Below are 11,040 nucleotides of genomic sequence, written 5' to 3' on the forward strand. Positions count from 1 at the left end.
CAGCCGCAGTAAACCCCGATGTTCTTCAATTGTTACTTTCATGGTGGTAAATATGGTGGTAAATTTCAAACCAACCTGACCACTTCTGAACACTTCAGCAAAACCTTTTGGATCGCAAAAAGGTTCCTCGATCGCGCGATGCGCGTTCAAAGAACCCTTCTGTGTCTTAATTTCAGCCAAGTCGGAACGAGAGGATTTGAACCTCCGACCCCTACTACCCCAAAGTAGTGCGCTACCAAGCTGCGCTACGTCCCGATTCAATTCATCATCTTAGCAAATTTTACTTGTTTATGCAAGCCCAAACTTAGGTAAAGTACTGTAATCTGATAAACTCCCTCCTGAGTCCGATTGTGGCTCGATCGAGATGCCATCTTTGAGTAAGTTTTTAGTGCTTGATAGTAGTATGTGGAGGCAGCGCAATTAGAGCTGCTCCGAAAAGTCAAGATCCACATCGATGAACATAACTGCTGGCGGATCGCACCAAACAGCCGTAAAATGAGTATTAACTTTAATAAATCTCAACACACTCAGATCATGACACAAGTACAACCTACCGTCCAACCGAAACTAGTTGTCACGAGATTTGGGTTCAATCGATATGCGGAGCGGTTTAATGGCAGAGCAGCGATGGTTGGTTTTGCAGCACTCCTCATTATTGAGTACATTACAGGTCAAAATCCCCTTGCTGCGCTTGGATTGGTCATAAACTAAGATTTAACTCGAACTATCTCAAAGTTTTGGCGATTTACTACCCTCAACGTGGGCATAATAAGATCGCAACTCAGTAGATTGACTAATTATCTAGTCATGAGCGATCGATTATCCAGTCTGAGCTTGTAGAATAGGATTGTAAGTCGATTGCATCTTGACCGTTGCCCGATCGAGAATCCTAGTCTCAATACCTACACATGAACGCGATATTTCCCACCGTTTTGAAACGACTATACCGCAAAGAACCAATTTCAAGCTTTCTCATCATTGTTGGTGCAGTTGATGCTGTCCTCGGTGGTGTAAATGAGTTGGGTACACTCATGATTTTGGGGCTACTAACTTCTGGAATGTCTATCGGCTATCGCTGGTGGTGTATCCAGCAAGCTGAAGCTACAGATCGCAAATCCAAACAACTATATCTACCGCCAGCATCTAACCGTACGCCCCTACCCAACTTAGACAGTCGTCGCCATCCACCATTATAAATAGTTGGTAACGAAGTAATCTCTGCTCAACCTGTGACCGATTTACTACTCTCGAACAACTATCCTTTAATTTAAAATTGGCACCAAATCACTGTGACTAATCATGTCTCTTGGACGGCTGAAGCTGAAGCAAAGCTCAAGGAAATCCCATTTTTTGTGCGCCCTGCGGCTCGAAAGAAAATCGAAAAGTTTGCTCAAGAACAGGGTCTGAATGAAATTACTGTTGAAGTTTACGATCGAGCCAAACAACAATTTGGCTAAAATCTAAGCCTAATTAGATAAGTTATTAATAATTAATTGGGGTTCACTCCCCTATCTTCTATCCCCTCATCCCTATTCTCTAATTTAATGACGATCGCATTTAGCAAATATCAAGGCTTGGGCAACGATTTCATCCTGATTGACAATCGCCACAGTACTACCCCAATTATTGATCCAGAAGAGGCAATTATTTGGTGCGATCGACATTTTGGGATCGGTGGGGATGGGGTAATTTTTGTGTTGCCAGGGCAAAATGGTGCCGACTACACAATGCGAATTTTTAATTCCGATGGTTCGGAACCTGAGATGTGCGGAAATGGCATTCGTTGTATGGCAAAATTTATCGCCGATTTGGAAGGTAAAACCGATCTGGCTGTTACTTATCAAATTCATACTCTTGCTGGCACAATTACCCCAGAAGTATTGCTAGAGGGAAACGTCCAAGTAGATATGGGCGAACCGCGATTACTTGCAGCGGAGATCCCGACAACTTTGGGCACAGCCGATACTAAAGTAGTCGATGGAGCGATTGAAGTTGATGGCAAATCCTGGACTGTCACTTGTATTAGTATGGGCAATCCCCATTGTATAACTTTTGTAGAAGATGCCAATGCCATCCCCCTGGAAACTATCGGGCCAAAATTTGAGCATCATCCTGTTTTTCCCCAACGGACTAATACCGAATTTGCTCAAGTTATCCGCCCTGATTATGTCAGAATGCGCGTGTGGGAGCGTGGAGCCGGAATCACATTAGCCTGCGGTACGGGTGCGTGTGCGACGGTGGTTGCGGGAGTCCTCACAGGTAAATCCGATCGCCGCTGTACGGTAGAATTACCTGGTGGTTGTCTCCAAATTGAGTGGTCGATCGAAGATAATCGTGTTTACATGACTGGGCCTGCTGAGTTAGTATTCAAAGGACAAATAGCCCAAGAATAAGGGTAAAGATCGTGCAGTCTAACCTCATACTGGCACTCTGGTAAACCAATTATTTATAGTCAATTTGCTACTTCAACTCGATCGGATCGGTTATACCCCACCCAATTTTACTCGCCCACTGCTGACAGATATCTCATTGAGTTTAGCTGTGGGTGAATGTGTCACCTTAACTGGAATTACGGGTGCAGGTAAAAGTACGTTGTTACGGCTGATAAATCGACTCAGCGAGCCAACAACTGGGAAGATATTATTAGATCGAGAAAATACAAGATCTATCGATCCAACTACGCTCAGAAAGCGAATAATGTTGGTGAGTCAAGAGCCGAAACTATTAGGGATGAAAGTACGAGAAGCTTTGGTTTATCCTTTAGAGTTACAATCGATCGGTATAGAAGAAATCAAACAACGGATAGTTAATATTACTCAACTACTTGAGATTCCGACAGATTGGTTCGATCGCACGGAATTACAACTTTCTGCCGGACAAAAACAAATTGTCTCGATCGCTAGAGGTATAATTACTCAACCGCAAATACTATTACTCGACGAGCCGATCGCTAATTTAGATATTAGTACTGCCACCAGAATCTTGACAACCGTAACTGATTTTTGTCGATCGCAACAAATGGGTGTAATTACTGTTAACCATCAGTTAGAATTAGCAGCAAGATTGAGCGATCGATTACTCTACTTACAAGATGGGAAATTATTACTCGATCGAGTGAGTACCTCAGTAGATTGGCAAAATATTCAGCAACAGATTCAAGCAGCAGAAAGTCAATCGATCGCAGAATGGGAATAGTTATCGCTGTTGTTCATCCAGGCACAAGCTTAAAGCTCGACTCACTATTAACACTTTGTATACGGCGGGCTGACGCCAACCTAGTCCGCCAATTTTACACTGGGAAGAGACTAGCTATTACCCGTGTTGCTAAATATTTGTTAGAGAAATTGGGAACCTCTGAAACTCGATCGGTATCTAGTTAATATATAAGGAAAAAGCAAAAGCTTTTACGATTGTTGAACCCGATCGTAAAAGCAGTAGTCTATGCCATCAGGCTCACATCTTTATCTTCTATCGACATAATTTTGTTACAAGCAAAATTTGTCTTTAATTGCGGATTAACTCAAGATTTTAATCTTGATTTTTTCACAATTCTTATTACTTTAACATAAACTATCTTCACTTTTTGGACGGTATTATGAAATTCATCAAAGCATTGCTTATTCTAGCTACCTTAGCTACTGGGCCGATGGCTCCAGCTCTGGCTAGCGATAAAGTTGAAATTATGGGTGCTAAATATGGCGGTAATGGTTGCCCTGCCGACTCTGCTAGTGTCAGTGTTAGCCCCGACGGTCAGGAATTAAGCATCTTGTTTGATAAATTCATTGCCCAAGGTAACGACCCCAATCAAAGCCGCAAGAGCTGCAATCTCAGCATACCGATTCGAGTACCTCAAGGGTTTCAAATCTCCTTGTATGACGCCGATTATCGTGGCTACGTAGCCCCAGCGACCAGAGGTACTCTCCGCGCCGAATACTTCTTTGCTGGCACTCGCGGCCCAGTATTTCAACGAACTTTTAATGGCGAAAGTAACTATACAGCCCGCGATAGTCTAGCTACTGTTGCCGATGTTTGGTCTGTCTGTGGCGATAGCACAAACATGCGGGTAAATGCTTCAATGGCAGCACGAGGGCAGGGTTCAGCGACTGTAGATTCTTTCGATCTCGCCCATCGCGGCTTGGTTTATCACATCAAGTACCGCTCCTGCCGTTAAAGCCATCTGTTCATCTTCCCTTGGAGATGACTTGAGCTAATCGCCTGCACTTTAGATGCAGGTGAGGCTAGAACGGAACAAATCGATCGTCTTTTAGTTACACATCAAAAAGCGAGCGTTATGTAGAGTTACAACGCTCCCTTTTTACTACCAATCGATTAAGCCTTGAAAGTTAAAATCGGACGCATTTTTGCAACCACTTCCACCATTCTCGCTGCTACTTGTGTATCGATTACTCGATCGATCGACTTATAAGCGGCTGGAGCCTCCTCAATTGAGCCAAGCGGATGCGGCTCTGTCGCGCCACATCCCGCCAATATATTTACCATAAAACCTGATGCCAACACCACGATGGGTTTTGGCAATTATCTCGATATAGGTTGACTGGGTGTTCAGCAGCAGTCGATGATAGTTAAAGGTTTGATTAGTTAAGTTAATTTGGGCAAATTTCCCATAAATCAATCGTAGTCTGACAGATCGATCGATGTCAATATAGCAATCCTATTTGAGTTCCTTGCTGTAAAGTTAACCTTTAGGGGTAACCTCACCATCTCGAACATATTACTGCTATTTTTTTGAGGGCAACTTACTAGGAATACCTTCACATCCGCCAGGAATAGTCTGACGAGAGTCGTCGCCACACCATCTACAGCAGTATTTACGTTGTTCTTGAGACATTTCCTGAACGTTGGTAAAATCAGCATTCTCTACCACTGCACCTGTAAATTCACCAGTCGTATAGTTTGGGATTTCATTTCGACTGCGGGGGCTGGCAAGTTCGGCATCACCATAAAAAAAGCGGGTACCTTTGACATCGGCACCATGTAATTTAGCTTCATATAAGATGGTGCGAGAGAAGTTTGCTTTCACTAAGTCGCAGCCACTCAAATTAGCACGGATTAAATTAGCATCACTAATATCTGTCCAACGTAAATCTGCTTGGGAAACATCGGCACCTGCTAACATCACACCCAGATCGATCACCCTGACTCCATGCAGCCGATCTTCATCATAACCACCATCTCCATCCAAAATTGCTCGACCGAGCCTGCGATCGCGTCTGAGTGGCGTTAGGAGTTTAGACTGAGACAGGAATCGCAGTACTTTGGCTTTACCTGCTGCGTCGATACTACCGAGTAATGCAGCGGTTCTACCTGCGGCAAAAGCTTGCTCTTGCGGCCAATCTTCGAGGAAACCATCATCATCTAATACTAGATCGGAAATCCCTTGAAAATAAGCATCGATTGTCTGTTGTTGAGTGAGAATATTTTGTTGGGTAGTGAGGCGGTTTTGCTCGATCGTCAGATCGCGAGAGATAATATATTGTCGCCAAGCAATATATACTGCTAAGATAGCAATCAAAATCTGACCGAATGCCCCACCCCACTCGCCCGATGCACCAACAGCATTCCAATCAATCCGATCGGAAAAACTGCTCACATACTCAAAAAATTCTAGAATCTGGAGTAAGCCGCCCAGGGCAATCAGTACGGTAATCGTCGCGATTAATTGTAATCGTTGCGCTGGCGACAACGAATCTAGCAGTTCTTGGCGAACGCCTCGATAGATAATTGGGAGCGATAATACTAGTGCGATCGCACATCCGGCTGCGGCAATCCAGGTATTGTTGAGCCATAATCCGAACACCATAATGGCGATCGCTATCAGATTTCCCCAGATTGTCATATTCTATGCAAAATACCTAGTTCAAACAGTCAGAATATCGCTAGCTTTGAGACTATATAATATCATAATAACATTTTTTGTTCGCGTTGAAAGGATTAGTTTTTAAAAGATGCAGAAATTTATAATTAAGTTACTCGGTGCGATCTCGATCGCGGCTATTGGCGGGGCTTATTATGTATGGCAAGAAGCAATTAAAGTACCCGATGAATATACTAAAGCCAGTAGCGAAGATAAAATAGATAGTCAATCCTTACCATTGCAGCAAAGTCAAATTACCGAGCGAGCGGCTGTCAGTAAACGGAAAATCACAGCACCGATCGATCGCGCTCAATCGGGACAAAAAGTGAGTGTTAAACTTAGTAATAAGGACATTAATAATTTAGTAGTAGCTAAACTTGCAACATCCCAAGCAAGCAAGCAAGTTCCAGTTGGGATCAAAGGAATCAAAACTAATATTAGAGACGGCAAAATCTATACAGGTGCGATGGTGAATTTAGACCAACTAGCCCGCAACGGCAAGCCAGGCACCCAAACGGCGGCATTAACTAAGCTAACTAATAACTTAACATTTTTGAAAGGTCGGGATGTCTATGTGGGAATTGTCGGCAAACCAACGATTGAGGGAGATCGAGTAAAATTTGCTTCAGATACTCAAATCAAGATCGGGAATATGAACTTTACAATCGCTCAACTTGCTGAAAATCTGGGTGTATCCCCAGCAAAAATTCAACAGACGATCGATCTCCAAATTCAGCAACAAAATTTCTCAGTCAATCGGATCGATCTAGAAAATAATGGACTATCGCTCGAAGGAGCAAAGAAATAATTAATTATCGATCGCGTTATTCTACCGAGCCTATTTCCGATCCCCTCCGAGTTAGAATACCTAGAGATGGACTAAATAGTAATGCGAATAAATCAACCTGAAGAGACTAGCACGATCGCTGGGTCAGATGATACATGCTTGACAGCGGAACTAATATGTACACCATAGTCGATCGGAAGCGAGTGTAAAAGGAATACGATCGGGATCTAAGCATATTTATCGGAACATCTAAAGCCTAGATTCCATAACCTAAAGGAACACGAATAGAACTATAATAGGCGATTGGCAAGTCTATCTATATTTTAGGAGTTCACGGTGGAACGGACATTTCTCGCAATCAAACCCGACGGCGTTCAACGTGGCTTAGTTGGCGAAATCATTCGTCGTTTAGAAACTAAAGGCTTTACCCTCGTCGCCTTAAAACTGTTGCACCCCAGCCGCGAATTAGCCGAACAGCATTACGCAGTCCACAAAGAAAGACCCTTCTTTGGTGGTTTAGTTGATTTTATGACTTCTGGGCCAGTAGTAGCAATGGTGTGGCAAGGTGATGGTGTGGTAGCTGCATCCCGACTTGCGATCGGTACAACTAACCCACTAGTGTCCCCTCCAGGCACCATTCGTGGCGATCTAGGCATCAACATCGGTCGGAATCTCATTCATGGTTCTGACGCAGTTGAAACCGCTCACAGCGAGATTGCGTTATGGTTTAAGGAGGAAGAACTAGTTGATTGGACACCGACCTTAGCACCTTGGTTGTTGGAATAAGGCTTTAGGTATTAGGCTTTAGGCTTTAGGCTTTAGACTAAGATATCTTTAAGTAGTGGCGTGACCAGACTAAAACTGTGGGCATTCAGAACTCTGAAAAATACAATCAGTAATATTTTGAGCGATCGCTTTACCCACAGTTTTAGTCTGGTCGTCCCAGTGGGGTGGGCAATGCTCACCGTCTATGTTTCGGGCAATATTTACTTGGTAAATATTTACGTTTATTGAAGATTGAGGTATTGAGTGTTAGGAAATTAACAAGATGCTTTTGCTTCCTAAAGCCTTAAACCTCAAACCTAAAGCCTATCCCAACTAGCCGCAACATAATAAAAAACATTTCAGATGCAACAGGTTGACTTCACGACATTGACGGCGGCGGTACGGGAGTTGCAACCAGATTGGATACCTGCACGAGTAGAAACAGTATATCAACGCGATCGCTACACCCTCGCACTCAGCTTACGGACTCTCGACAAACGCGGCTGGATCGCCATCTCCTGGCATCCTCAAGCCGCCCGAATCGTCCTGACAGACCCCCCACCACGGATTCCCGACACATTCACACTCAGCCAGCAATTACGCTCTGTACTGGGGGGACTGGCGATGATTGGGATGGAGATCGTTTCTCCCTGGGAAAGACTAGTGCGACTCGCATTTGCTTCAAGACCTGGCGCGGAAGCTTTATATTATTTGTATGTAGAACCGATCGGCAAATATAGCAATCTCACCCTTACGGATGCCGATAACTTAATCATCACCACCGCGCATCAAGTTAGTAATAAACAGTCTAGCGTCAGGACGATCGAAACTGGTAGACCTTATGAAGTACCGCCATCGCTAACCGATCCGATGCCAAATTTGGAGGAACCGATCGATCGCTGGATCGATCGAGTTAGTCTGATTCCCGATCGACTAAATCAACGACTCGTCAGAAGTTATCGCGGTTTGAGTACGATCCTGATGAATGAGCTGATTACCGCCGCTGGACTAGATCCCATTCAAACTACGGATACATTAGCTCCCGCAGACTGGGAAAAGCTATTTGAATACTGGCAAATCTGGCTCAGAACACTGGCTCAAGTTGAAGGATATAAATTTCATCCTCATCTGACTACTAACGGCTTCAGCGTCATGGGATGGAGTAAACCAGCTACTCCAGTTGCGACAGTAAACCAAGCAGTTGAGACTTATTATACTCAGATCCTCGATCGAGAAGCATTCAGCCAACTCAAGCATCAACTCACCCAAAAGTTAAGCACGATCTTAGCTAAATTACGCGTCAAAGCCAACACCTTCAAAGCCAAACTGAAAGAGTCTACAGGTGCTGACGAATATCGCACTAATGCGGATCTATTAATGGCATATCTCCAAGAATGGCAGCCAGGGATGAAACAAATTATCCTCAATGATTTTGAGACGGGGGAACCAGTCAAAATCAAACTCGAACCCGAAAAAAATGCGATTCAAAATGCCCAATTTCTCTACAAACGTCATCAGAAACTCAAACGCGCCAAATTAGCTGTAGAGCCATTACTTGCAGAAGTTCAGGCACAAATTGACTATTTAGAACAAGTAGAAGAAAGTATTCTTCAGGTAGAAGAAGATGGGGCAAATGATGTTCGAGAAATGCTCCAAACTTTATTAGAAACCAAGCGCGAGTTAATTGATACCGGATATTTCCCCGCAGCAGACAGATTAGCAAAAGCCGAACTTGCAGAAACAAAGCCCCGCTCTCTGAAAACTCCCAGCGGATTTGAACTACTAATCGGACGCAACAATCGTCAAAACGATCGACTTACTTTTAAAACAGCAACAGAATACGATCTCTGGTTTCACGCTCAAGAAATCGCTGGTAGTCATGGCTTATTAAGAATTACCCCTGGAGCGGTAGCTGAGGAAGCAGATTTGCAATTTACCGCCAATGCTGTGGCTTACTATAGCCGAGCCAGACAGAGCCAAGCAGTTCCGGTGGTATATACAGCCACCAAGCACGTCTATAAACCGAAGGGTGCAAAACCAGGAATGGTGATCTACAAGCACGAACAGATCGTGTGGGGACATCCGCAGGCTTTAGATACTAGTTGCAGCAATTAGCCTAAAATAGCAGCATGGCAACTCTACAATGCTCGATCGTCACTAAATTATTATGAGGACAACATATCGATTGCTGTCTCTAAGCGATTTGCCAAAGCGATAATATCGCTCTGACGAGCGATTGCAGTCATCCACTGCATTGGGATGCTCTCAATCCCATAGTAGATACCCGCTAAACCTCCAGTAACTGCTGCTGTCGTGTCTGTATCCTCACCCAAGTTTACAGCCTTTAAAACTGCTTCTGGATAAGATGAAGTATTCAGAAAGCACCACAAACTAGCTTCTAATGTGTCAATTACATAGCCTTCAGAGTTAATATCTTCGATTGGTAATCTATCGATTTCGCGACTAAAGATTCGATCGAAATGAGATTTTTCTTGGCTGTATGGATATCTTTGATAAACTGGCTTGATGCGGTCTAAACCGAGTTGATAGGCTGATTGAGGATCGTTCCCATCCAGTAACGCGATGACAATACTGATATAGATACCGCAAGCCATTTGCGATCGAGGATGTGCGTGAGTAATACAAGAAACTTGATGAACGCGCTCGATTAATACCTGAAAATCCCAAACTTGATGATAATAGGCCATAGGCAAAATTCTCATTAATGAGCCATTACCGTTGCTCCGTTCAACTGTATCTCCTGACTGCATTGCCACAAGAGGGGGTCGATCTTAGTGGTATTGACTTGTCCTATGCTAATTTTTTGGGAGCCAGATTCTGTGGCGGTGGAACCAGTGGAGCTAATCTGAGTGGCATTAACTTGAGAGGATGCGATCTGAGATATGTTCGTTTGTTAGGAGCTAATCTCAGAAGAGCTAATCTGACTAGGACTAATTTGAGTTATGCCAACTTGGGCAGTTGCGATCTGACTGGAGCTTACTTGAATCGAGCCATTTTGAGTAATACGGATATCGTTGGAGCCGAATTTATTGATGTCAAGATGAAAGACACCATCGGTCACTTTGGAAGGGAAACTGGTGCTTTCTTCGGTAAGCCTGTGGAACTCGCAGATGGAAGTTTCGAGATTAGAGGAAAATATAGGGATGGGGGATGATGTTGAATCCGCTTGTTCTGCCAGAAACGTAGAAACCTGATTGACGGACAAAAGTCCGTAGGGATTCGAGCAAAGATTGATGAGGAGAGGCTTTGAGGAGAAAAGAGAGGGGAACTGTTAAACTGTTTTTATCCGAAAAAGCAGTTATTATCGAAATGCTCGAAACCCCCTCTCGTCTACATCATCAATTAATTAAGTTTGCCAGTCAATATAGTCAGTGGGCAGATATTCGACATTTAGGGGTAATGTGTTGGATGATCGTGGGTTTGATTGGAGAAGGTAGCGTGAATCTGACTAAGGGACTTACAATTAAAAAATCATTCCAGCTTTGATTCTGGAATGTAGAAAATATCAACAAACCATTTACCAAGATTTAGTTGCTCACCTTGTACTTCTAAACAAGTTAATCGTTGAATTTGATTTTCCACCTCGGCCATC

The 11,040-nt window shown here is 43.7% G+C and carries 12 protein-coding genes, 1 tRNA gene and 2 pseudogenes; 11 read left to right on the plus strand and 4 right to left on the minus strand.

Translation table 11 applies throughout. The features are described from left to right. Positions 1–181 precede the first annotated feature (181 nt). Positions 182–255, minus strand: a tRNA-Pro gene (locus ACEW9J_RS21970). A 279-nt stretch (positions 256–534) separates the two neighbouring features. Between ACEW9J_RS21970 and ACEW9J_RS21975 the strand changes: the two genes are divergently transcribed. The 6 genes from ACEW9J_RS21975 (at position 535) to ACEW9J_RS22000 (ending at position 4,171) form a co-directional block, all read left to right on the plus strand. Further along, a complete protein-coding gene (locus tag ACEW9J_RS21975) occupies positions 535–711 on the plus strand; it encodes a chlorophyll a/b-binding protein (protein ID WP_373547216.1) in 177 nt (58 codons plus the stop codon). 197 nt (positions 712–908) lie between these two features. After that, positions 909–1,196 carry a hypothetical protein gene (locus tag ACEW9J_RS21980; protein WP_373547217.1) on the plus strand — a complete coding sequence of 96 codons (288 nt, stop codon included), beginning with the start codon at positions 909–911 and terminating at the stop codon, positions 1,194–1,196. A gap of 93 nt (positions 1,197–1,289) precedes the next feature. Further along, complete coding sequence (locus ACEW9J_RS21985) at positions 1,290–1,457, plus strand: PCP reductase family protein (protein WP_373547218.1); 168 nt, start codon at positions 1,290–1,292, stop codon at positions 1,455–1,457. An 87-nt stretch (positions 1,458–1,544) separates the two neighbouring features. Then, positions 1,545–2,393 (plus strand): diaminopimelate epimerase, encoded by an 849-nt coding sequence (gene dapF / locus ACEW9J_RS21990; RefSeq protein ID WP_373547219.1) that lies wholly within the window; start codon positions 1,545–1,547, stop codon positions 2,391–2,393. A gap of 64 nt (positions 2,394–2,457) precedes the next feature. Then, entirely contained in the window at positions 2,458–3,195 is a 738-nt protein-coding gene (locus tag ACEW9J_RS21995; protein WP_373547220.1) for an ABC transporter ATP-binding protein, read from the plus strand. 400 nt (positions 3,196–3,595) lie between these two features. Beyond that, entirely contained in the window at positions 3,596–4,171 is a 576-nt protein-coding gene (locus ACEW9J_RS22000; protein ID WP_373547221.1) for a DUF4360 domain-containing protein, read from the plus strand. Positions 4,172–4,329: 158 nt separating this feature from the next. Here the strand turns inward: ACEW9J_RS22000 and ACEW9J_RS22005 are convergent. Continuing rightward, positions 4,330–4,446 (minus strand): annotated as a pseudogene (locus ACEW9J_RS22005) (RtcB family protein); the annotation flags it as partial. A 292-nt stretch (positions 4,447–4,738) separates the two neighbouring features. Further along, positions 4,739–5,857, minus strand: coding sequence for a pentapeptide repeat-containing protein (locus ACEW9J_RS22010; protein ID WP_373547222.1), 1,119 nt, complete (start codon positions 5,855–5,857; stop codon positions 4,739–4,741). Positions 5,858–5,966: 109 nt separating this feature from the next. Here ACEW9J_RS22010 and ACEW9J_RS22015 point away from each other — a divergent pair, with 109 nt between their 5' ends. The 4 genes from ACEW9J_RS22015 (at position 5,967) to ACEW9J_RS22030 (ending at position 9,542) form a co-directional block, all read left to right on the plus strand. Beyond that, positions 5,967–6,683, plus strand: a complete 717-nt coding sequence (locus ACEW9J_RS22015) for a hypothetical protein (RefSeq protein WP_373547223.1) — start codon at positions 5,967–5,969, stop codon at positions 6,681–6,683. Between the two features lie 315 nt (positions 6,684–6,998). Beyond that, positions 6,999–7,448, plus strand: coding sequence for a nucleoside-diphosphate kinase (ndk, locus tag ACEW9J_RS22020; RefSeq protein WP_373547224.1), 450 nt, complete (start codon positions 6,999–7,001; stop codon positions 7,446–7,448). Between the two features lie 60 nt (positions 7,449–7,508). Further along, complete coding sequence (locus tag ACEW9J_RS22025) at positions 7,509–7,676, plus strand: hypothetical protein (protein WP_373547225.1); 168 nt, start codon at positions 7,509–7,511, stop codon at positions 7,674–7,676. 114 nt (positions 7,677–7,790) lie between these two features. Further along, complete coding sequence (locus ACEW9J_RS22030; protein ID WP_373547226.1) at positions 7,791–9,542, plus strand: NFACT family protein; 1,752 nt, start codon at positions 7,791–7,793, stop codon at positions 9,540–9,542. Between the two features lie 50 nt (positions 9,543–9,592). Here ACEW9J_RS22030 and ACEW9J_RS22035 read toward each other — a convergent pair. Further along, positions 9,593–10,207: pseudogene (locus ACEW9J_RS22035) on the minus strand (ADP-ribosylglycohydrolase family protein); the annotation flags it as partial. Between ACEW9J_RS22035 and ACEW9J_RS22040 the strand changes: the two are divergent. Then, positions 10,153–10,602: a pentapeptide repeat-containing protein gene (locus tag ACEW9J_RS22040; RefSeq protein ID WP_373547227.1), complete on the plus strand. Its 450-nt coding sequence runs from the start codon at positions 10,153–10,155 to the stop codon at positions 10,600–10,602. The pseudogene ACEW9J_RS22035 and the gene ACEW9J_RS22040 sit on opposite strands and share 55 nt — an antisense overlap. The last annotated feature ends 438 nt before the right edge of the window (positions 10,603–11,040 follow it).

The organism is Chamaesiphon sp. (assembly GCF_041737865.1).
Classification (GTDB): Bacteria; Cyanobacteriota; Cyanobacteriia; order Cyanobacteriales; family Chamaesiphonaceae; genus Chamaesiphon.